Source organism: Cupriavidus sp. GW823-FHT06D04 (assembly GCF_058795055.1).
In genome coordinates, this window is the sequence record NZ_JBXAHL010000028.1 from 84,427 (window position 1) to 106,420 (window position 21,994).

A 21,994-nucleotide genomic window follows, 5' to 3' on the forward strand; every position below is an offset into this window, starting at 1 on the left:
ATGCCTGCCATCCGACTCGAACTGCGCGACGGCATCGCCGTGCTCACGATCGACAACCCGACCAAGCGCAATGCCTTCACGCATGAGATGACACAGGCGCTGGGACGCCATCTCGACGCAGCCGAGCGCGACCCTGCTGTGAAATGCGTCGTGATCACTGGTGAGGGCGATGTCGCGTTCTCCAGCGGCCATGACCTGAAGGAGATGCTCACGCATCAGGACCAGGCCTCGGATGCTTCGCTTAACGAGCCTTTCCTCATGCCTGCGCGCATGCGCACGCCCACGATCGCCGCCGTCAATGGATACGCGCTCGCTGCCGGGTTCATCCTGGCCCTGAATTGCGACTTTCGCGTATGCGCGGCCAATGCCAGCTTTGCCGCGCCAGGCGCCCGCATTGGCTTGCTGCCGATTGGCGGACAGCTAAGCCGGCTCCCGGCACTGCTACCGCGCCCGGTGGCACACGAACTGCTGGTGACCTGCCGCGAGATGAAAGCTGAAGAGGCACTGCGCCTCGGCTTTGCCAGCCGTGCCGCGCCGCAAGGTGGTGCGCTTAACGTTGCGCTGGCCATGGCCGGCGAGATCACGCGTCATTCGGCCGGCGTCGTCTGGGAGGTAAAGACTGGCCTCGAGACAGGGCTGTACGCCGGCGCCGACGCGGCGCGTGAGCACGAATGGAGCGCAAGTGCCGAACTGCAGCGCGCACCCGATGCAAGCGAAGGCATCCGCGCCTTTCTCGAGAAGCGTGCGCCACGTTTCCAATAGACCCGCTCTCGTCCGAACAGATGTCAATGAGGATCTCCTCTTTGCCAGGGTCGAGTTGCCGCCGCGCCGTCTCCATCCGGTGTCCGCTGCCGCGGTGCCGTGGGCAAACGCCGGAGCCGCTGCATTGGTTCCAGTGAGGCAAGATCCTGATCTGACGTGCGCCCTGCTCGCTAAACCTAGTTACCTTCGAACGGACACCATGAAGAACGAGATTGAATCAAAAAAACTGCTGCGCGCCTGCGGGATCGCAACCACTCGACCGCAATTGGCCACCTCTGCGGCTGAGGCGATACAAGCGGCGCGAGCGCTTGAGCGGCCCGTGGTGATGAAAGTGGTATCACCCGACATTGTGCACAAGGCGGCCGCCGGGGGTGTGCGCGTAGGGGTGCCCCTGGCGGAGGTGGGACAAGCCTTCGACGACATCCTGAATGCGTGCAGGGCTTCATCGCCACAGGCGCGCCTCGACGGCGTACTGGTCGAAGAGCGCGTGCCGGAGGGACTGGAGGTTTTCATCGGGGCTCGGGTGGACCGCGACTATGGCGCCGTGGTGTTGCTGGGTTCCGGGGGCACGGGCGTGGAGCAGAAAGCTGCTCCCGCCGCGGCACTGGCCCCGCTTACCGAGCGCGCCGCCTCCGCGTTGATTGACGAGGCGTTTCCGCCCGGGCGCATACCGCTCGACCCGGATGCTCGGGCGGCGCTGCGCTCTTGCCTTTTGGCGGTGGCAGGTCCGGATGGGCTGATCTTGCGCGGCGAAGTCGGGGACGTCGATATCAATCCGGTGATCGTCGGCCCTAGCGGCTGCCTGGCAGTAGACGCGGTGGTCATGCCACTGGCGAAGGAGTTGGGCCCGCGGGTCCTGTCGGCGACGCAAGTAGCGGAGGCGGCGGCGCGCCGCGGCGCGAGACTCGAGGGCGTCGAGGCATTGTTCGACCCCCAGTCCATTGCCTTCATCGGCGCGTCAACTGTTACGACGAAGCTGGGCTACCGTAGCATCCGGAACCTGCTGGATTTCGGCTTTCACGGACCAATCTACCCGATTCATCCCAAGGCCAAGACAATTTGCGACCTGCCGGCATACCCCTCGATCCTCGATGTGCCGGCACAAGTAGATCGCGCTTATATCGCGCTGGGCGCCGCTCAGGTGCCCGACGCATTGCGCCAGTGTCAGGACATAGGCGTGAAGGTTGTACAGGTTCTCACCGCCGGCTTTTCCGAATGGTCAGCAGGTGACGATCCCTCAAAGGGCGAGGCACTGGAACGTGAGATCGCAGCAGTGCTCGCGAACGGTACCATGCGTATGGTTGGCCCCAACTGCATCGGCACGTTCAGCGCGACGAGCCGCATGGCGATGGGTGCGGCACAATACTGCCCGACGGCCACGCGCGGGATCAGCTTCATTTCCCAAAGCGGCACCTTCGCGGGTGACGTGGTGCGACGCGCCCAGGTGCAAGGCGTTCCCGTGGCACGGGTGCTCTCTTGCGGCAACTGCAGTGACCTCGACTTGGTGGATTTCCTGCTGTTCTGCGAAGCGGATCCGGCCACCACACTGATCGCGTTCTACAGTGAGTCGATCCGTGACCCCGGTCTGTTCTTCCGCTTGGCGCGACAAATTAGCAAGCCGGTGATCCTGTTCAAGGGCGGCACGACGGAGCAAGGGTTGGTCGCTGCCGGCAGCCATACCGCCGCGCTGGCCACGGACCAGACCCTGTGGCGTGCCGCGGTGAAGCAGTCCGGCGTACTGGAGGTCGATAGCGTTGACGAGCTGATGGACGCTTTCCTCATCCATAGCGCGCATGGCAGCCTGCGCGGACTAGGCCTTGGTATCTTTGGCTCTGGCGGCGGTGTCAGTGTGACGTGCTGCGACGCCGCTGCACGTGCAGGCCTTGAGGTGCCGCCCCTCTCGGATGCTACCGCTCATGCGCTCAGCCGTTTCGGGCTGCCGGGCACCAGCGTCGCCAATCCGATTGACATTCCAGTGTGGGGGCTGAAAGAAGGCGAGCGGCACATCTTTGGCGACATAGTGGACCAATTGAAGAAGGATCCGGCCGTCGATGCGGTGGTGGTATATGTGGAAATGGGCTCGATCATGGATTTCGCGGACAGCGAGGCCGACGGTGTGAAGGAGATCGAATCCATCTGTGCCAGCATTGCCAGCGCCAGTTCCAGCGGTCCTCCTGTGTGCGTGGCGCTACGCTCAACCGGCGACACGACACAGGAGGACCTCGTGCGTCGCAAACGCGTGGAGCTTCTGGAACAAGGCATCGCGGTGTTCCCCTCCACTGCGAGGGCGGTCCGGGCATTGCAGAAACTGCTTTTGCTCTCGACAAAGCCGCATTGATTAGCGCCGCGGCGGCGGCAAACGAAGACAAGGACTGATATGGCCCACAACGAAGATTCAGGGCGCGACAACTACCTGCCTGATGGCCGAGGCGCAAAAGTGCCGCTGATGCTGGTCGAGCAAATCGCAAACAGCCTGGCGGATGACATCATCCGCGGCGTGTACGCGCCCGGCCAACCGCTGATTGAGATGACGATTGCCGAGGCCTTCAACGTCAGCCGCGGCCCCGTGCGTGAAGCGTTTCAGCAACTCCAGGTCGAAGGGCTGGTGGATGTTCAGCCGCGCCGGGGCGCCAGAGTTGCGGTATTGACGCCGCAGACCATGAAGGAGTCCTTCGATGTACGCGCTGTGCTGTATGGCCTGATTGCCGCGGAGGCTGCATCGAAAAACGATGCGGCCACATTGAAGGTACTGCATGAAAGCACCAATGCTCTCAAGGCAAGCGTGCAAGAGGACACTGACACCTTCTTCGCGCAGATGTTCCGGCTCAACCTGCAGTTCGTCGAAGCCGGACAGAACCAGTACGCGCGCAAATTCTTGATGTCCCTGCGTCGGCTGACGCTACCGATCACGCGCAAGGTGATGCGCGACGAGGGCAACCGCGCCGGCTGGATCGAGAACTGGGAAGCGGTCTTGGCCGCCATCGAGCGTGGCGATAGCCGCGAGGCCGACGAGGCCGCGCGGCGCTGGATCATGGCGGTGTACGACAAGGACCGTGAAATCGCGGAAGACGAGCCGCCTGGCTCACCATATAGCGCAACCGCGGGCGCCAATCAGACCGTCCGGCAGATGAAGCTGGCAGCGGGCACTTCGATTAAGAGGGGATGACATGAAAATCAGCAAGACGTTTGCGTTCTGCGCCGCTGCAATCACGTGCGCTACGCTTTTGCCCGTGATGGCCAACGCGGCGGATGACGTGGTGATCGGTGTGATCGTTCCGACCACCGGTGCGCTCGCGCCGCTGGGCATTGACATGAAAAACGGCTACGAACTGGCCGTCAAGGACCATCCGACGGTCAAAGGCAAGCCGGTACGCCTTGTGATTGAGGACGACCAGGGCAACGCCGCCACCGGCTTGATGAAAGCGCAAAAGCTTGTCATCAAGGACCGGGCCCCCATTCTCGTTGGCGGCGCCACCAGTGCTCTGGTACTGGGGCTGGCCGCACAAGCTGAGCGGCTCAATGTTCCCATTGTGACCACGAATGCTCAGGCGGTTCAGGTGACTGGCGCGCAGTGCAGCCGGTTTGTGTTCCGCACCAACCCGAACGATGCAATGGTGGGGAATGCCACCCGCGTGCTGATGCAAAAGCGGCCCGAGCTGCTTCAGAAAAAGTGGTTCATTGTCTACCACGACGTTGTCTGGGGCCAGAGCAACAAGGCAGAGTTCGCGAAGATCCCGGGGGTCAAGATCGTCGGCGAGGCTGGCCGCTCAATGGGCACGGCTGACTGGTCCAGCGCTATCTCGCAGATCAAGAGCAGCGGCGCCGATGCCATCTACTTGGCGCTGGCGGTAGGCGACGACATGCCCGCCTTCATTCGTCAGGTACGAAGCTTTGGACTGAAGCAGTTCATGCTGCCGCCGCTGGGCATGCCGGATTCCATGCTTGCCGCACTCGGCAGTGACGTCCCGCAGCTGGTAACCGCTGGCTTGTTCGGTTCCTGGACGACGGAGAGTACGAACAAGGAAATGGCGCGCTTCGTCAAAGCATATACCGCCACGTTACATAGTGTGCCTGGCCCGCAGGCGATTCAGGCGTACGCCGGAATGCGCCTTGCCCTGGCTGCGATGGACGCGTCGCCGTCCATGTCGCCCAAGGACCTGATCGCCTCGCTGGAGAAGACCTCAGTGGACACGGTGGTCGGCAAGCTTGCCATTCGCAAACAGGACCACCAGGGCACCGTGGGCACCTACTTCTCGGAGACGGTTGCGGTGAAGGACTCGCCCTATGGCGCCAAGGTCGGCTGGAAGGTGATCGAGCCGTTGCCGTGGGATACGGTGAAGGTTGACGCGGCCCACACCGGCTGCAAGGAACTCTGACTCCATGGCCGCCGCAGCGCTCCAAGCCAGGCCGGTGACGTGGATCGTCATCGCCCAGTTGTTTGGCACTTCACTCTGGTTCAGTGCCAACAGCGCAGCCGACGACCTGCGGCGGCTGTGGGGCCTGAGCACGGCCGATATCGGCTGGCTTACCAACGCTGTGCAGGCCGGCTTCATCGCCGGAACATTGGGGTTCGCGCTTAGCGGTTTGGCTGACCGCTTTGCGGCGAGCCGAATCTTCATGGGGTGTGCCCTGCTCGGTGCCACCTGCAATGCCGGCTTCGCGTTGCTCAGCCAAGGGATGGCCGACGCCATGGCCTTTCGGTTCGCCGTCGGCCTTGCACTGGCGGGCATTTACCCGCTGGGTATGAAGCTCGTCGTCAGCTGGGATCCGTTGCGCGCGGGACAGAGTTTGGGTCTGCTGGTAGGGATGCTCACGCTCGGGACAGCTTTGCCGCATGGCATCCGGGCACTGGGCGCGTCGGTGTCGTGGCAGTGGGTGATGCTTAGCTCGTCTTGTTTAGCGCTGCTTGGGGCGTTGCTGGTCGGATTGCTGGGGGACGGACCGCACGCGAAGCTGCGCGGTATTGGGCCACCCCCAGGTGGCGCCCGGGTTTTGCAGGCCTTCCGCGTGCCGGCGTTCCGGGCATCTGCCTTCGGCTATTTCGGGCACATGTGGGAACTCTACACCTTCTGGACGTTGGTGCCGCTATTGCTGGCACCGGTGCTGACGCACGGTGCCGCAGCGGCGCCAACCGCTGTCTCCGCCTGGGCTTTTGCGGTAATCGGGGTAGGCGCGCTGGGTAGCATTGCTGGCGGCATGCTAAGCCGGCACGTGGGTTCGGCGCGCGTAGCCTGGGTTGCGCTTGGCACCTCGGGACTCATGTGTGCACTGTATCCGATGCTCGATCATGCGCCTGCAGCGCTGGTTCTGGCGCTTCTTCTTCTGTGGGGTATCGCGGTGATTGCCGATTCGCCACAATTCTCGGCCATGTCGGTACAGGCTTGCCCGCCGCAACTGCTGGGTAGCGCGCTCACCATCCAGAACTGCCTGGGCTTCGCACTCACGACCGTATCGATCCCGATCGCCACCGGTTCCTTTCCGGCACTAGGGTCGCATGTGGCATGGATCATGCTGCCGGGGCCGATATTCGGACTAATTGGCATGCGCCGGCTGCGTAGGAACCGGCAGGAACCACGTTAAGGACTGAACCCTCCGTCAGCGTCGACTACGACCGCCACTGAGGTAGGACGCTCTGTCGGAACCAAGAAACACGACGAGATCTGCCATCTCACCCGCGGATGCGGCACGGCCGAAAGGCAGGTGTTGCAGCATTTCCTGCCAGCGCAATTCGCGCTCCGAACTTCGAGGACAACACCGTACCCACGGTGCCGAGTTGGCGTACCAGGGCGGCCCGCTCGGGCTGACCCTCGGCCTGCTGTTTCGCTGGCTCATCGGGTTGTCGATGGGCCATGCAGTCTGGGCTCGACTTGGTACTGCTGCAAATAGTCGCGAATCATCTGGCGAACAACTTGAGATGGGGTCTGATCCTGGGCGGCACAGAGCGCCTTGAAGGCCCTCTTCTTCGCCGGGTCGATCAATACGGTCAGGCGAGCGGTCTTGCGAGGCCAATCTGAAATTCTTGGCCGAGGCGGCCAGCGACAGTACGCCCCAGGTGTTGGAAACCCAGCACGCGCTGTCACCGCATTTCGACGCACTGGCCACCCAAAGCTTCATGTCGCGCAAGGATCCCGACAAGCTCGTGCTGGGTTACACCCGGACGATGATGGGCTTCCTGCTGTTGCACCCGACTCCTACCAGAATCTCGATGATGCGCTTGGGTGGCGGTTCACTTGCCAAATACTGCTACCGGCATCTACCCAACACCAAGGTTGTAGCAATTGAAATCAATCCGGCGGTCATCGCCTTGCGCAAGCAGTTCCAAATCCCTCCGGACGATGAACGACTCAAGGTGGTTTGCGCCGATGGCGCCGAATATGTCGCGAACCAGAATGCGCGACCGGACGTGATCTTGGTGGACGGGTTCCTGGCTGATGGCATGCCGGTTCAGCTTGGCACAGCAGACTTCTATGCCGCCTGTCGTGCGCGCTTGTCCGACAACGGTGTGCTGGTCGCGAATTTTCTCGAAAGCGATCCCGATATTCCGCTCTACCTGGAGGAAGTCAGTGTCGTGTTCGGCAGATCAATGTCGATTTCCCTGTCCGAGGACAGTGCTAACTACACGCTGTTCGCCTGGAAAGGGACTCACAACAAACTGCCCCCTCTGGACGCACTGGTGGCGCGTGCGCGCATCCTGGAAACGGCGCACCCGCTGAACCTGACTGCGGCCGCCCGCCGCCTGAAAAGCGGCGAGCGCGTTGCGTCGAATCGCGCCGCCTGGCCCAAGCCGGCAAGTCCCTCTTCCGCGCCAGCCTGCTGACCAAGGCAACCATGCCAATCCTGTATTTGCGTAAGCTAACCGGGAAGGAGCGCAGCCCCGGACGCAATCGGCAACTGGCCTGCTACCTGGCCTTTGTGGCCGGAGCGACCAACGCGGGCGGGTTCCTGGCCGTCCAGCAGTACACCTCGCACATGTCCGGAATTGTGTCCGCGATGGCCGACAACCTGGCGCTTGGCAGCCTCTGGCTGATGCTGGATGGCCTAGGGGCCCTACTATCGTTTCTGGCGGGCGCCGCCTGCTCAGCGGTGCTGATTAATTGGGGTCGACGAGAGTACCTGCATAGCAAATACGCATTGCCGCTCCTGCTGGAAGCCGCGCTGTTGGTATGTTTTGGCCTGCTGGGGAGCAATCTCGAGCACCACGAATGGCTGTTCGTGCCTGCAACGGTAATGGTGCTCTGTTTCATCATGGGCTTACAAAATGCCATGATCACCAAGTTGTCGAATGCCGAGATCCGCACCACGCATGTGACCGGCATGGTCACGGACATCGGCATAGAACTGGGCAAGCTGTTTTATTGGAATTTGTCCAGAGCCGACTCGAGCAAGCCACCGGTGCTCGCCAATCGACACAAACTACGGGTACTCATCACGCTCGTCGCATTGTTCTTCGCCGGCGGCGTCATGGGCGCCTTGGGGTTCAAGCACGTTGGGTTCAGCGCCACGCTGGTGCTGGCAACCCTGCTGCTCGCCCTCGCGGCAGTCCCGGTGCTCGACGATGTGCGTCTGCATTTGTGGTGCCGGGACCTTCTGCCTCATTTGGTCGCACGCTCCCGGCGTTGGGCACGCGCAGTCAGGGAAGATGTGCACGCCGTGTGGCTGGCCGCGCAAGATCCCCGCACGCCATGGTATGCGAAGGCGCTGGCCTTGCTGGTCTCCGGTTATGCTTTGTCGCCCATTGACCTGATCCCGGATTTCATCCCAGTGCTCGGCTATCTGGATGACGTGGTGGTGGTGCCTCTCCTCTTGTTGGTGGCAATACGATGGATTCCAGTCGAGGTGATGCGCGAGCATCGCAGGGCGGCCGCGGCATCTGCCTGCCGCCCCGTCAGCCACGTTGCGCCGCTGGTGATCGTCGCGCTCTGGGCCCTTGCCGCGGTGTCCGCAATGATCTGGCTCATGCAACATCTGTCTGGGCTGGGAATCCCCTGAAACAATGACCCGATCAGGCGCAGCCATCGGCTAGTGCTAGTTCCACAGCGAGGTCACGGTGTGGCTGTTGCCGTGGGCCGGAATGATGCCCGTTTGCGATCATGTCGAGCAGATGCAAGGCACGGATCGCGCATGGGCGCGCATGAAGGAAAACCCAAGTAAGCACATCGGCGTGGCATTCTTCGTGCAAGTCAATCGACCTGGAGTCGGGGCACTCTTCATTTCGTAAGAGATTGCGCGATATCAGGAGCCGGCGTCCGACAAAAAATGCAGCTCTAGATCCTATGAATGAAGGCGGGTCGGTAACGCACGCAAAGCGCTCCTAAAGTAAAGGTGCGACCCATTCACCTTGGCGCACGTCATGCAACCGAACCATATCAATCATTCTGTGCCCGGAGAAGATGTATTGGCAGTGGCCCTGGAACTATCGAACAGCATCTCAATCGTGCATCAACTCGGTGTCGATCCTTAGATTCGGTACGAAGTCCCAACGGTTCTGAAAGCCGAATAGATGGCCTCCTCAGTCGAGGCCTGGGCCGCGCCGGTTTCATGGGCTGAAGGCGGCGCGTAGCGCGAGAGACAACTGAGGAGGATTCATCATGATGTATCGCATCCGCATCCTGTTCCCCGGCGTTGTGGCCTGCGCCGTGGGGGCAGTCGCGGCCACCTTTCTGTCAGAGCACTATCACGCGCCGCAGATGCTATTTGCGCTGCTGCTGGGCATGGCGATGAACTTTCTCACCACCGAGGGGGCCGTGCATGACCGGCATCGATTTCACCTCGCGCCAGGTGTTGCGTTGGGGCGTAGCACTGCTGGGCCTGCGCATCACCGGCGCGCAGGTAATGGCACTGGGCTGGCAGCCGTTGGTGATCGTAGGGGTGTCGCTCATGCTGACCATCGGCCTGTGGATGGTCGTGGCGCGGCTCATAGGCTTCAACAGCCTATTCGGGCTGCTGAGCGGCGGGGCCACGGCGATCTGCGGAGCGTCCGCCGCGCTGGCGCTGTCGGCCGCGCTGCCGCCCCACCCGCTCAAGGAACGCGCCACGCTGTTCACCGTGATTGGCATCTCAGCGCTGTCCACCACCAGCATGATCCTGTACCCCACGATCATGCACATGCTGGGATTGAACCCGCACATGGCCGGCGTGTTCCTTGGCGCCACCATCCACGACGTGGCCCAGGTGGTGGGCGCGGGCTACAGCATCTCGAAAGAAGTGGGCGACACGGCCACCCTCGTCAAGCTGCTGCGTGTGGCCTGCTTGTTGCCGGTCATTTTGTTCGCCGTGACCTACACCCGCGTCAAATCACGAGATGAAGGCAAGCAGGGCGACGGCCCCCGCTCCCCGCTGCTGCCCTGGTTTGCCGTAGGCTTTGCGGTGCTGGTGGCTATCAACAGCACGGGCTATGTGCCCAAGGTGGTGGCCGACGTGGGCATCAGCCTGTCTGGCTGGTGTCTGGCCGCCGCTATGGTGGGCATCGGTATGAAGACGCAGTTGCGCGAACTGGCCGCTGTTGGCATCAAGCCTGTGGTGCTGATGGTGGGCGAAACCGTCTTCCTGGTCTGCCTTGTGCTCGCCATGCTGAAGTGGGGCCATCTACCGGACGAAATCCACATCGTGTGCGAGCTGCGCTGCGAGACGGCCAACCGTGAGCGGGTGCGCGAACTCGCGCTCCAATTCGTCGAGCCCGCCAGGGCCGAAGAAGGCTGTCTCTATTACAACCTTCATCAGAAGCTCGACGAGCCCAACACGTTCTGCATCATCGACGGCTGGGCCAACCAGATGGCTGTCGACTCCCACGCCAAGAACGCCCACGTGGCCAGCGTGATGAAAGAGCTGGGACCGCTGCTGAGTTTCGGCCCATCGCTCACCTTCACTTCGCGGGTGAGCGACTGAGAAGCCCGACGGTCTTCCCGTAGAAAGGACATCCCCATGAGCCGAATTTTCATCACCGGATCGGCAGAGGGGCCTGGCGGGCGCGACGGCCATTGTGGTGGGTGACCTTGCCAGCGCCGACGAAACCCGACCAGTCGCCGACCAGGTCAACGCCATCGGCCGGATGGACGCCGTCATGCATCTTCCGCACTTTGTGTGACGAGGGCGCACCGTGGGCGAGCCCGCCAGCCTCATGCCGGCCGCACGAGTTCACCCGCCTGCGATGGCGATCGGACTAGTCAGTATGACTCCGCTCACGGCGGGCCAGCCCTCTTGCCCTTCAGGGGAGTCATGCTGACTAATCCCACGCTGCCAGCTCGCCGGTCTTGGACGCATGGGCCGCAGCCTCTGCTGAAGAAGGATTCGGTTAGTCGGCGGGCTTGGTAGGCTCAATCGTCGCGAGATCGCTGCCCTGGTGAGCTTGGCCTCCATGGCCAAAGACTTCGGCAACTCAAAAGCGCGACGACGCATGCAAAGCGCGCTTCGAGACACGCCGCATGCTCTGCATCAGCCGCCAACAATTGGAAGTCAGACATCGGATGCCAACGCACAAGGCCAGTTGCGCGGAGGAGTTGCTGCCCAACCGCTGGCAACCTGCCATCGTATGAATATCAGCCGTGACTGCCGTCAGCGGTCACTATGGGATCCCCGGCGGCTTAGCATGTATCCCTGATCAGCGACCGATGAAGTTCGGTTTACGCTTCTGGTTGATCGCACTCAGCCCCTCTTCATAGTCCTGGCTCGTGCGAATACCCTGAAGCATCAAGCTATGTGCGAATGCATTTTCCACAGGCCCCTTGACCAGCGTCTCGCGGGCCAGCGTCTTCAGAGCCCTTACCACCAACGGCGCGTTGTGCGCGATCTTCTGCGCCAACTCAAGGGCACGCGGAAGTTGTTCACCCGGCTCGCATATTTCATTGATAAAGCCGATCTCATAGGCGCGTTGTGCCATCATCGGGTCTCCCGTCAAGGTCCATTGCATGCCGACCTTGACGGGCATACGCGTCGGAAACCCGCCCATGAGTCCGGCGAATGCACCGACCTTCGCTTCCGGATACACAAACTTGGAGTCCGAAGCCGCAATGGCCATGTCCGACATCATGGTCAATGAGGAGCCTGCACCAATGACCCATCCAGATACCGCTGCGATCACAGGCTTGTCGCAAGGCACCGAAAGATTTGGCATGCAGAGCAATGCGTTGTCGGGCATGTCACGAACGTCGCCTCCTGCGCAAAAATCGGGGCCGGCGCCGGTGAGAATGGCAACCCGATCATCTTCAGCGGCGAAGCGTTTCCAGGCTTCGTGAAGCTGTTGACAGGCGACAGTGTTTACTGCGTTGCGGGCTTTCGGGCGGTTGATCGTGATGACGGCGACGCCCTTGCTGGACTGGTAGGTCACTTCTGACATGAGTGCTTCCTGTATGGATATGCTGAGGCCGTGGTGACAGCCCCCATCGATCGTTCCACATCGATGGGCTCAATTGGCTTATCTGCTGATAAGGAACATTTACGGATGAATCTGTCAATTCGACAACTGAAAGTGTTTGTTGCGATCTCGCAGCTCGGCAGCTTCGCCGAGGCCGCCAAGGTGCTCCATCTGAGCAGTCCCGCGCTCAGTCTGATCGTGAAGTCTGTCGAGGAGACGGCGGGGTTCAAGGTGTTCGATCGAACGACTCGATCGGTCCGGCTAACGCAGGCGGGGCAAGCCCTGTTGCCCTACGCGGAGCGGCTGCTTTCGGAGCATCGCAATCTGACCCAGGCGATCCTGAACATTGGCCAGAAAAGCGAGGGGGTCGTGCGCGTGGCCGCGACTCAGTTGTTGAGTTGCACCATTCTACCGCCGGTTTGCACCAAGTTGCAGGCGAAATGGCCGAAGATCAAGATCCTGCCGGTGGATGCTCTATTCGACAAACTTCAAGAACTTCTGGTACGAGGCGAGGTCGATTTCGTCGTGGCCCCCGAGCGGACCTGCGAGCACGATATCGTCGCGGCCCCTATTTTCTCCACACGATTGAACATAGCGTGTTCAATCAATCATCCATTCGCAGGCCGAACTTCAGTGAAATGGGCCGAGTTGCAGGATGAACAGATGATCATGATCGATCGTGGCGCAGCGCCGTTGATAGCGCGAGATGCCAAGTATCAATTCATGCTTGCGAATACATACGACGTCGGGCATTTCACGACCGCATTGGCGCTGGCGAACGAGAACCGGGGTGTCGTGGTCAGCCCGGACTATGGACGCAGGTTGATGAAAGCGTACGACGTTGTCTTGGTGCCGCTGGTCGAGCCATCGGTGATGCGCAAGGTCATGCTGTATCGCAACCGGCGATTCGCGCTGTCACCTGCAGCCGAACGGTTTGCGGAACACTTGAGCCGCCTGCTTTCCGGCCACGGCGAAGAGCGTTGAAGAACTAACCGATTGTTTAGCTGCTGCTACGAATCGGCGCGCAAGATTAACCATGAATGACGCCGGAGCCCGTTCCGGCTTCGCTGGTTTCCATCCAGACCGGGATCTTCACTGAAAGATTTTCATGAAAAAGTTGACAGCACTCGTAGCTGCTGCATTGGCCTTCGGAGTTTCATCTGTCTGCGTGGCGCAAGGCGCACAAACTTGGCCTTCCAAGCCGATACGCGTCATTACCCCGTTTCCTGCGGGGGGGATCAACGATACCGTCATTCGGGTTGTCGCCGAAAAACTGAGCACGGCATTGGGCCAGCCAATCGTCATCGAGCAAAAGCTCGGGGCTGACGGAAATATCGGTACCGACGCCGTCGCGAAGAGCGCGCCGGACGGCTACACATGGCTTGCGTCCTCGTTCCCCCTCACGGTCGCTCCGGCATTGCACGCGTCATTGTCATTCGATCCGATCAAGGACTTTCGCGCCGTTGCTTTGACCGCAACCGCCCCCAACGTTCTGGTCGTTGCTCCACAGGTGCCTGCAAGCACCATCGGCGACTTCATCGCCTATGCGAAGGCTAACCCCGGCAGGGTGTTCTATGCTATTCCAGCCAACGGAAGTTCGGCGCACATCGGCACTGAAGTGTTGAAACGTCAGGCGGGCTTCGAGGCGACACAGGTCCTTTACAAGGGGGCGCCTGCAGCGCTTCTGGACGTCATCGCAGGCCGCGTGCAGTTCATGCTCGTCAGTTCGAGCCTTGCGGCCCCGCAGGTCAAGGCTGGCAAGCTCAAGGCGCTTGCAGTGATCGCCCCCAAGCGTTCTCCTCTGCTGCCCGGCGTCCCCACCATCGTCGAGGCGGGATACGCGGCGGCTCTGGTCGTGCCGTGGTTTGGCATTCACGTCCCGGCAGGCACGCCAGACCCGATCGTGCGGAAGATCAACCAGGGGGTGGCTGCCGCACTGGCTACGCCCGACGTCCGCGCCAGGCTCGAAAGCGCTGGGTTGACTCCCGCGGAGCCCCGCGCTCCCAATGAGGTTGACGCCAGCTTGCAGGAAGAAGTTCTGCGCTGGCGGCAACTGGCGAAACAGATCGATCTGTCGTCCAAGTAAGAGGCGCAGATGAAGTGGGCTGGCCCGCGGATTCTTCAGCACATCCACCTCGATTCAAACCCAACCGATCGAATGACAACACCCTCTGCCTCCCTTCTGAGAACCGTCGATGAAATCATGACGCCCCGGTCCATTGCCGTCATCGGGGCATCGGAAGATCCACGCAAATTTGGCGGTCGAATCCTGCGAACGCTGCTGGAGCAAGGCTTTCATGGCACGCTCTACCCGGTCAACGCCCAGCGTGGCGAACTGCTGGGGCACCAGGCGTATCCATCGATCGACCGGATTCCGGGGCCGATCGACCTGGCCATCATGGCGATTCCGCGCGAGCACGTACTAGACACGATTGCCCAATGTGCCAAGGCGGGGGTCAAAGGCGCGATCGTGGTGACGTCGAAGTTCTCGGACGCCGGAGATGAAGGCGCCGCGCTCGAGCGCGATCTGGTCGAAATTGCGCATCGCTCCGGTATGCGAATCCTCGGGCCAAACTGCATCGGAATCATCAGCCCCGTCAACAACTTCGTCCTTTGCCCGTCTCCTGTGCTGCTGGGGCGATCGGTTCTTCGCGGGGAAATCGGCTTTGTGAGTCAGAGCGGCGCGGTCATGGGCACGATCTTCGATCGTGCGATTTCCCAAGGAATCGGGTTCTCTCACTGCATCTCCATCGGAAACCAAGGGGATCTTGAACTTTGCGATTTCGTTGATTACCTGATCGATGATCCAGCGACCCGGGTAATCTGCAGCTATGTCGAAGGCATCAAGCGCCCCCAACGGTTCGACCAGGTCGCTGCAAGGGCACGGCAAGCCGGAAAGCCGTGGTTGATTGTCAAGGCCGGACGCACCGAAGCCGGGGCTGCGGCAGCTTTCTCTCATACGGCCAGTCTTGCGGGCAGCCATGCAGCGTTTGCCGCAGTGTGCCGAGAGCAAGGCGTCTTGCTGATCGACGAGCCCGAGGCCATGTTTTTGCTGGCGGCTGGGATGTCGCGCTTTCCTGGCCGCACCGTCGACAAGATCGCCTTGCTGTCCCCCTCGGGCGGTGGCTGTGCCATGGCCACAGACAGGCTGGTGGATGTCGGTGGCGTCCTTGCGACGTTCTCGACCGCAACGGTTGCTGCGTTGGATCCGATGTATCCCGGCGTTGCCCACAACCCCGTGGACATTGGCGCAGCCAATGACGGCGCTTCGATGTCCCATACCGAGCAGACCCATAGAGCAGTCCTGTCGGACGTGAACGTGGACTTGTCGCTCACGGTGATCACTGCGGCGCCTGACATTGCGCGCTTCGCGGAGATGGCCGCCGACGGCATTGCCGGATCGGACAAGCCGTCCATGATGGTGTTGCTGCCGGGCAGGGCCGCCGAAGAGGCTCGTGCCCTGCTTCGGCAGCGCAACGTTCTGCATACCGACACACTCGACAGTGCGTTGAGAGCCATCAGCGCATGGCGAGAGTGGTCCATGTTCGTTGCGCCTGAAATGCCGGTTCGGCCTCCGGAACTTCCCGCGCTCCCAGCGCCTTCAGCCGGTCTGCTGGGAGAGCAGGGGGTGAAAGATGTAATCACCGCCTATGGCATAGGCGTGAATCACGGGCGGTTCGCAAGCACGGTTCTGGACGTCGCAAGCGCTGCGAGCCAGCTCACGTCCCCCTATGTCCTCAAAATCGTCTCGAGTGACATTGTCCACAAAACTGATGTGGGCGGCGTGGCGCTCGGTTTGGAACATCCAGAGGACGTGGAAACGGCAGCCCGGAAGATGTGGGAGCGTGTTCGCGTCCAAGTACCCCATGCGCAGATACAGGGTTTTTTGGTTCAGGAGCAGGTGATAGGGGATCTCGAGCTTCTGATCGGTCTCAAGCACGACGACCAGTTCGGCCCGATGGTCGTGGTCGGGGCTGGCGGTGTCTTCACTGAACTTTTGAAGGACGTCGTGCTGGCGCGTGCGCCTGTGTCATCGGAAAGGGCAGTACGGATGCTTCGGGGATTGCGCATTGCGCCTGTGCTCGATGGCATGCGCGGCAAGCCCCCGATCGACATTCAAGCTGCCGCTGAAGCCGTGTCGCGCTTGAGTTGGCTGGCGCACGATTGGGGTGCCTCGCTGAAAGAGCTGGATATCAATCCACTGCTGGTCAGACGCGCAGGCCTTGGATGTGTTGCGGTAGATGGAAGGGCTTTGCTTTGCTGACATGGCCGCTCTCGAAGCGGTTGCCGCACTTCGCGATCTCGCTGAGAGAGTCGATCGCGCAACTTCATGCGCCCGCGCCAAGAGCGGTCAGCCGCGCGAGCTGGCGGTGTTCGAGCCGGGGCAAGATGATAGAAGTGGCCGCACGGTCATCGGCCGTGTGGCCGCCAAAGGCTTGGCCGACGAACTCCCGTTCCGACGCCGCATTCTTGAGGCACTCGAGGCCGCGCATGCAAGGGGGCAATTGCAGTTCTTCGGCGAGTACGCTTCGCTTGCTGACCCGCACGCCTTCGCGCAGTGGTTGGCGCCGCTGCGTGCCTCCGAATGGGTCGTGTACGCCAAACGACCGTTCGCCGGACGGGAAACGGTATCCAATCGCTGCAGCATGCCGATCAGGATTGCCTTGAACCCCGCCTGGTCGAGCGCTTCTTTTTCAGCCTCCAGCACCTCGATGAAGCGGGACATGCTGGTGGCATTGAAGGCCAACTCAAACGCGTGCGTGTCATAGTGAAGCTGTTTTACAACGAACAGGTCGTGAGGAAATGTCCGGCTCCGCTGGTTCCAGCGGAGCCGGTGCTGATCATGGCAGGCAACAATGGCCGGAACGACGGAGCGGCGAACGAGATTGATGGCGGAGGCGGTTAGACCCGTTCTAAATGCTGCGGCCATCTCGCTTGCGAGGTCAAGGCTTGGTCTTCTTGAACCCATCCATGGAATCACCAAATAATCGGGTAAGACCAGTTGACTGGCAAATCGATTGGCGTGCGCTTCCGTGTTTTTTGCTTCGGCATTTTGCGGACCGATGTCGGCATTTGCACAGAGGAAAGACCCGCGATTTACGTCAGTGAGCCAATGTGCCAACTCATGGCCAAGCGAGAATCGTTGCCTGCCTACCTTGTCTTCCGCTGCTACACTAATGACGGCTTGGTCTTCGGTGGCTCCACTAATCGTGCTGCGCAACCATCCAGACGACGATAGATAACGTGAGTCCCCTTGGATAGGGCGATGGCATCAAGATCGATATGATCCGGATGTCTGACGCCATGACTCCACAGCAAGCATTCGGGCGCGCTGAGGCGCGCAATTTCAGGCGCTCTCATCATCTGGTCGGATCTTCCCCATTAATACGAGATCATCGTAAAGCGACTCCAGGTCCCTACTTGTTTGGCGTGTGCCCTCTCGAAACGCTGTCGCAAGATGGGGATCTCTTTTCATCGCGTTTTGAATGAGTTCTCGTATTCGTTCAATCGGCGGGCGTCGACGTAAGTTGTGGTTTGCCGTGGATGCTTGTTTAACCGAGCTTTCCGTCAGCATTGCGGACATAGACGCCCTATCTATTTAGCAGGCGGTCGAGGTCAGTCGGCGGCCCCGACTACGCCAGAAGCCTCGTTATGCAACGTAGCCGCCCGACGCTCGTGGTTAAATTCGAATCCGAGACCGCTGGCCATCGAATGCCCGTTAGCGCGGCGAGTTCCAACGTAAGCAAAGGCTAAGAATCACTTTCAAACAGGCCGAGGATAAAGTCGCGGACGTGGACGATGTGTGGATTGCGCATGGAAGACTTGTTCCATACCAAATACAGGTTGTTGGTTGGCGCATCGTGGATAGGAGTGAGGGATCCCAGCTTTCCCGCCGCCAGCGCACCGGTGCACTGCGCAGTCAGTCTTACATCGGATCGAACCTGACCGCTGCTAGTGCAGAGGACTCCGGCTGGTGGCCCCCCAGGGCAAGTGCCACCTCCTGTGCGGCCGCGATGACGGCTTCGCTCCAGGGAGCGAGTACGGCCTTGCGAAAGCGCGCAGCAGGGCCTGACACACCGACCGCAGCAATCACCGATCCGCGGGAATCCCGGATGGGCGCAGCAATACCCCATACATCATCGCGCCACTCTGCGCGATTCACAGCGTATCCCTGCTCACGCACCTTGCGCATTTCCTTCAGAAAGATCTCCGGGTCAGTGATAGTCCGCCCCGTGAAGCGTTGCAGTGATCCTGCGATTTCGTGTAGGCGGCGTTCACCCGCAAATGCCAATTGCGCCTTGCCGGTGGCAACGCAGTACGCTGGCACGCGACCGCCGATTTGAGTATAGGCCCGCACGGGATTCGGACTATCCACCTTGTGTACGTACACCGCTTCGCTTCCGTCCAAGACAGACAGGTGCACGCTTTCGCCAGTAAAAGTCATAAGTGCTTCCATCTGACGCTCTGCATGGCGACGCAAGTCCAGCTTTGCCAGCACCGCAGAGCCGAGCTCCCAGAGCTTTATTGAAGCGCTATAGCAGCCCGTTTCGTCATCGCGCAGGACAAAGCGCGTTTCCACTAGCGCCTGCATCAGTCGATGAACGTTGCTCTTGACGATGCCGAGATCACGGCCGATCTGCGTGAGGTTTAGCGGCCGATCGCTCCGGGAAAGCAGTTCAAGGACTGCGAGGCCTTTCAGCAAAGTGTTGTTCATGTTCTCAAATGTTGAACAGTTGCTACCAATTGGAGAACATTATATCGTGCATCCACCAGATCACGAAGCCATCGGATACCCCCCATGACACAGGCAACCGAACAGTCTCCAGCACAGTCTTCAACGTCACCTCTTGCTCACCGCCCTCTCGCCGGCATCCGAGTTGTCGAGTTCTGCTCCACTGCGGCAGGACCCTTTTGTTCGATGCTGCTCGCCGATCTTGGCGCGGACGTCATAAAGATTGAGCCGCCTGAGGGCGACGGGTTGCGTCAATGGCCGCCCATCAAGGATGGTTTTAGCGAAAACTTCGCCTCCGTCAACAGAAACAAGAGGTCCGTCGTCCTTAACTTAAAGGATCCCGCTTGCGTCGAGGTCGCACGCCGACTGGTGATGGACGCTGACGTGCTTGTTGAGAATAATCGCCCTGGCGTGATGGACCGCCTAGGTCTGGGCTACCGTACGTTCAAGGCGCAGCACGGCAAACTGATCTACTGCTCCATCTCAGCTTTCGGACAAAGTGGCCCACGCGCCAAGGAAGGTGGCTTTGACCTCACAATCCAAGCCGCCGCCGGCGTGATGAGCGTGACAGGTGAGGAAAACGGCGCTCCGGTCAAGTGTGGCGTCCCGATCTCTGACTTCGCATCCGGACTATATGGGGCCTACGCCATTTCGGCCGCCTTGGCGGCGGTGCGCGGCGGTGCAGAGGGCGTGCATATTGATGTGCCTATGTTCGGTTGCACGCTCGCGATCGCTGCACTACAGACGAGTGAGTACTTTGGTACGGGTCGTAGCCCCCGGCGTTTAGGTTCCGCGCATCCGCGCAATGCACCGTATCGTGCCTTCCGGGCTTCAGACGGCTACTTCGCCATCGCGGCCGGCAATCAGCAGTTGTGGTTGAAGGTAGTGTCCGTCGTTGGTATGCCACACCTGGCTGATGATCAGCGGTTCGCAACGACCCAGTTGCGGGCAACGAATCAGGCGCAACTCAAGGAAGCGCTCGAAGCAGTGTTTTGCCACCACCCGGTCGATCATTGGCTGACCGTCTTCCGCGAAGCGGGAGTTCCTCATTCCGGCATCAACGATTACGCCCAAGCATTGGAGGACCCCCAAGTGCAAGAGATGGGCTGGGTGCACGATATGGAACTTCCCAATGGGCTAGTTACGCGGACCTTCGGATCTCCCTTGCGATTCAGCGGTGAAGCAGCGTCCATTCGCCGGCGACCGCCGGCACTGGGCGAGCATACCCAGGAGATTCGCGAACACTATGAACATAAGGTGAATCAGCCATGAATAGGCTCGAGCGATTCGTCGGCGAGATTGATTTGGCGCTCGACGCCACGTCGGAGGAGGCGGATATTCTGGATCGGGCTCGGGCCGCCATGAGAGAGCTAGTCGCCGTGGATGACTGGCTTCCCGATGAAATGGCGAAGCCTAATCCGCAGTATTACACCCAATATCTCTTGCATCGTGACGCACACGCACGCTTCTCTGTGGTGAGCTTCGTGTGGGGACCTGGCCAGAAGACGCCCATTCATGATCACACCGTTTGGGGCGTCATTGGCATGTTGCGCGGCAGTGAACTGGCTCAGGGCTACACCCAGACGCCGGCGGGGATGGCTCCCACGGGGCCGGTTGAAACACTGATGCCGGGTCACGTCGCCGCCGTCTCGCCTGCCACCGGCGATATCCATGAGGTGCGAAATGCCTTCGACGACAGAGTCTCGATCAGCATCCATGTTTATGGCGCGGATATTGGCGCCGTTCGCCGACACGTCTTTGAACCACAGTCGGGCGCCGTAAAGGAATTTGTGTCCGGCTACAGCAATACCGTGGGAAATGAGGCATGAACACGCTCCAATTGGATCTGAACTCCCATATCTGGCGCGTTACGCTTGACCGTCCTCAACACGGCAATGCGCTGTCCGCGCAACTCGTAACCGAACTAGACGAGGTACTGGCGCGGGCAGAGCGCGATCTTCCTGCGGCGGTCATCCTTGCAGGCAGCGGCCGGCATTTTTGTACAGGCTTCGATCTGTCAGATCTTGCCGAGGAGTCCGACGATACGTTGCTCGCGCGGTTTGTACGCATCGAGCTATTGCTTCAGCGCATCGCCCGAGCGCCGTACTTGACGGTTGCGATCGCCCGCGGTCGGGCCATGGGCGCAGGCGCTGACGTTTTCGCCGCCTGCCGCTTGCGACTCGCCGAGGGCAATGCAAGTTTCGCATTTCCCGGCGCGAGCGGGTTCGGGCTAGTGCTCGGCACACGACGCCTCGCCGCGCTGGTCGGATCGTCGACAGCGCTCAATTGGATCGAGACTGGCCGAGGCGTGCCCGCGGCGGAGGCACAGCGAGCAGGGCTGGTCAGCGCCTTCCTGCCCAACGAGCAGAGCATAGCTGAGGAAGTTAGCCAGCAACTTAACATGCCCACCCATATGGCGGCAGCACTTCGTTCGGCCATCGAACCTGAAGCCGGGATGAACGATGCCAAGGATCTTGAACGCCTAGTACGTTCCGCCGCCCTTCCCGGGCTTCGGGACCGGATCTCTACGTACGTGCAACGAGCAATGGCTGCACGCCTTACCGTCACAGATTAGCTTTTTTCACCGCGATACTTTTAAGGACTTATCATGGCCTTTATGAATTGGACCGATCTGCTTGGTACGTTGAAGCGCTCCTACACCCGCTTGGGCCATTCCAACCCGAAAATGCTCGAAGCATACCGCGGCTTAGCCGCTGCTCAAGGCTCCAATGGCGCCCTGGACGCTAAGACTCGCGAGCTAATCTCCATGGCCGTGGCCGTTACGACCCGTTGCGACGGCTGCATCTCCTCCCATGCTGCCGCTGCCGTCAAGGCTGGCGCCACAGAAGCCGAGATGTCCGACGCCCTGGGCGTCGCAATCGCCATGAATGCGGGTGCCGCCTATGTGTACTCACTGCGCGCCATGGAAGCGTTCGGCGAGCTAAGCGCCTGAGCTCCGGAATGGCTTTGTCGTAGCTCATCATCTAGTTTAACGACAATCCGATGTTGAAATTACACCATCCCGTCTTTCGCTAGTCGCCAAAGTCTTCGTCGGGATGACGACTTATAAAGCATCTCCTTATACAGAAGTAGTACCGCGTCCGCAGCGGGGCATGGAGCATGCGGCCGCGGAAATTTCGAGGTAAGGG

19 protein-coding genes and 3 pseudogenes are annotated in these 21,994 nt (G+C 60.7%); 17 read left to right on the plus strand and 5 right to left on the minus strand.

The features are described from left to right. From AC1Q7H_RS27745 to AC1Q7H_RS27765, 5 genes are all read left to right on the plus strand, one after another. Complete coding sequence (locus AC1Q7H_RS27745; protein ID WP_116321272.1) at positions 1-762, plus strand: enoyl-CoA hydratase/isomerase family protein; 762 nt, start codon at positions 1-3, stop codon at positions 760-762. 199 nt (positions 763-961) lie between these two features. After that, the gene (locus AC1Q7H_RS27750; RefSeq protein ID WP_116321273.1) at positions 962-3,100 is read left to right on the plus strand and encodes an acetate--CoA ligase family protein; all 2,139 of its coding nucleotides are present in this window, start codon (positions 962-964) and stop codon (positions 3,098-3,100) included. A gap of 39 nt (positions 3,101-3,139) precedes the next feature. Then, on the plus strand, positions 3,140-3,928 hold the full coding sequence (locus tag AC1Q7H_RS27755; protein ID WP_116321274.1) for a GntR family transcriptional regulator: 789 nt from the start codon (positions 3,140-3,142) through the stop codon (positions 3,926-3,928). 1 nt (position 3,929) lies between these two features. After that, positions 3,930-5,138 carry an ABC transporter substrate-binding protein gene (locus AC1Q7H_RS27760; protein WP_116321275.1) on the plus strand — a complete coding sequence of 403 codons (1,209 nt, stop codon included), beginning with the start codon at positions 3,930-3,932 and terminating at the stop codon, positions 5,136-5,138. A gap of 4 nt (positions 5,139-5,142) precedes the next feature. Continuing rightward, positions 5,143-6,342 carry an MFS transporter gene (locus tag AC1Q7H_RS27765; RefSeq protein ID WP_116321276.1) on the plus strand — a complete coding sequence of 400 codons (1,200 nt, stop codon included), beginning with the start codon at positions 5,143-5,145 and terminating at the stop codon, positions 6,340-6,342. Positions 6,343-6,590: 248 nt separating this feature from the next. On the opposite strand, the gene AC1Q7H_RS27770 is transcribed toward AC1Q7H_RS27765, so the two are convergent. Then, positions 6,591-6,779, minus strand: coding sequence for a ribbon-helix-helix protein, CopG family (locus AC1Q7H_RS27770; RefSeq protein ID WP_116321373.1), 189 nt, complete (start codon positions 6,777-6,779; stop codon positions 6,591-6,593). Here AC1Q7H_RS27770 and AC1Q7H_RS27775 point away from each other — a divergent pair. The 3 genes from AC1Q7H_RS27775 to AC1Q7H_RS27785 all read left to right on the plus strand — a co-directional run bounded on the left by AC1Q7H_RS27775 (position 6,740) and on the right by AC1Q7H_RS27785 (position 10,647). Next, entirely contained in the window at positions 6,740-7,579 is an 840-nt protein-coding gene (locus AC1Q7H_RS27775; RefSeq protein WP_487247059.1) for a fused MFS/spermidine synthase, read from the plus strand. The two genes, AC1Q7H_RS27770 and AC1Q7H_RS27775, sit on opposite strands and share 40 nt — an antisense overlap. 11 nt (positions 7,580-7,590) lie before the next feature. Further along, positions 7,591-8,751 carry a DUF1275 domain-containing transporter gene (locus tag AC1Q7H_RS27780; RefSeq protein WP_317920523.1) on the plus strand — a complete coding sequence of 387 codons (1,161 nt, stop codon included), beginning with the start codon at positions 7,591-7,593 and terminating at the stop codon, positions 8,749-8,751. 759 nt (positions 8,752-9,510) lie between these two features. Beyond that, positions 9,511-10,647 (plus strand): putative sulfate exporter family transporter, encoded by a 1,137-nt coding sequence (locus tag AC1Q7H_RS27785; protein WP_317920525.1) that lies wholly within the window; start codon positions 9,511-9,513, stop codon positions 10,645-10,647. Between the two features lie 52 nt (positions 10,648-10,699). On the opposite strand, the gene AC1Q7H_RS27790 is transcribed toward AC1Q7H_RS27785, so the two are convergent. Beyond that, positions 10,700-10,828: a hypothetical protein gene (locus AC1Q7H_RS27790; RefSeq protein WP_317920527.1), complete on the minus strand. Its 129-nt coding sequence runs from the start codon at positions 10,826-10,828 to the stop codon at positions 10,700-10,702. 237 nt (positions 10,829-11,065) lie between these two features. Here AC1Q7H_RS27790 and AC1Q7H_RS27795 point away from each other — a divergent pair. After that, positions 11,066-11,189, plus strand: a pseudogene (locus tag AC1Q7H_RS27795) (IS110 family transposase); the annotation flags it as partial. A 170-nt stretch (positions 11,190-11,359) separates the two neighbouring features. Here AC1Q7H_RS27795 and AC1Q7H_RS27800 read toward each other — a convergent pair. Further along, positions 11,360-12,094: an enoyl-CoA hydratase/isomerase family protein gene (locus AC1Q7H_RS27800; RefSeq protein ID WP_317920528.1), complete on the minus strand. Its 735-nt coding sequence runs from the start codon at positions 12,092-12,094 to the stop codon at positions 11,360-11,362. A 105-nt stretch (positions 12,095-12,199) separates the two neighbouring features. On the opposite strand from AC1Q7H_RS27800, the gene AC1Q7H_RS27805 reads away from it, so the two are divergent. The 4 genes and pseudogenes from AC1Q7H_RS27805 to AC1Q7H_RS27820 all read left to right on the plus strand — a co-directional run. Then, positions 12,200-13,096 (plus strand): LysR family transcriptional regulator, encoded by an 897-nt coding sequence (locus AC1Q7H_RS27805; RefSeq protein WP_317920529.1) that lies wholly within the window; start codon positions 12,200-12,202, stop codon positions 13,094-13,096. 124 nt (positions 13,097-13,220) lie between these two features. Next, positions 13,221-14,198 carry a Bug family tripartite tricarboxylate transporter substrate binding protein gene (locus tag AC1Q7H_RS27810; RefSeq protein WP_317920530.1) on the plus strand — a complete coding sequence of 326 codons (978 nt, stop codon included), beginning with the start codon at positions 13,221-13,223 and terminating at the stop codon, positions 14,196-14,198. A gap of 9 nt (positions 14,199-14,207) precedes the next feature. Then, positions 14,208-16,376 (plus strand): acetate--CoA ligase family protein, encoded by a 2,169-nt coding sequence (locus AC1Q7H_RS27815; protein WP_317920531.1) that lies wholly within the window; start codon positions 14,208-14,210, stop codon positions 16,374-16,376. A 190-nt stretch (positions 16,377-16,566) separates the two neighbouring features. Then, positions 16,567-16,743: pseudogene (locus tag AC1Q7H_RS27820) on the plus strand (transposase); the annotation flags it as partial. 338 nt (positions 16,744-17,081) lie between these two features. Here the strand turns inward: AC1Q7H_RS27820 and AC1Q7H_RS27825 are convergent. Together AC1Q7H_RS27825 and AC1Q7H_RS27830 are read right to left on the minus strand one after the other, a co-directional pair. Continuing rightward, positions 17,082-17,333: pseudogene (locus tag AC1Q7H_RS27825) on the minus strand (ImmA/IrrE family metallo-endopeptidase); the annotation flags it as partial. Between the two features lie 705 nt (positions 17,334-18,038). After that, positions 18,039-18,827 carry an IclR family transcriptional regulator gene (locus AC1Q7H_RS27830; RefSeq protein ID WP_317920532.1) on the minus strand — a complete coding sequence of 263 codons (789 nt, stop codon included), beginning with the start codon at positions 18,825-18,827 and terminating at the stop codon, positions 18,039-18,041. Positions 18,828-18,911: 84 nt separating this feature from the next. Here AC1Q7H_RS27830 and AC1Q7H_RS27835 point away from each other — a divergent pair, with 84 nt between their 5' ends. Genes AC1Q7H_RS27835 through AC1Q7H_RS27850 form a run of 4 tightly spaced genes read left to right on the plus strand, consistent with a single transcriptional unit; the run spans position 18,912 to position 21,798 of the window. Further along, entirely contained in the window at positions 18,912-20,117 is a 1,206-nt protein-coding gene (locus AC1Q7H_RS27835) for a CaiB/BaiF CoA transferase family protein (protein WP_317920534.1), read from the plus strand. After that, positions 20,114-20,674: a cysteine dioxygenase family protein gene (locus tag AC1Q7H_RS27840; RefSeq protein ID WP_317920535.1), complete on the plus strand. Its 561-nt coding sequence runs from the start codon at positions 20,114-20,116 to the stop codon at positions 20,672-20,674. The genes AC1Q7H_RS27835 and AC1Q7H_RS27840 overlap by 4 nt, the downstream gene beginning before the upstream one ends. Further along, positions 20,671-21,420, plus strand: a complete 750-nt coding sequence (locus AC1Q7H_RS27845) for an enoyl-CoA hydratase/isomerase family protein (RefSeq protein WP_317920536.1) — start codon at positions 20,671-20,673, stop codon at positions 21,418-21,420. The genes AC1Q7H_RS27840 and AC1Q7H_RS27845 overlap by 4 nt, the downstream gene beginning before the upstream one ends. Positions 21,421-21,453: 33 nt before the next feature. Beyond that, positions 21,454-21,798, plus strand: coding sequence for a carboxymuconolactone decarboxylase family protein (locus tag AC1Q7H_RS27850; protein WP_411860282.1), 345 nt, complete (start codon positions 21,454-21,456; stop codon positions 21,796-21,798). Positions 21,799-21,994: the final 196 nt, after the last annotated feature.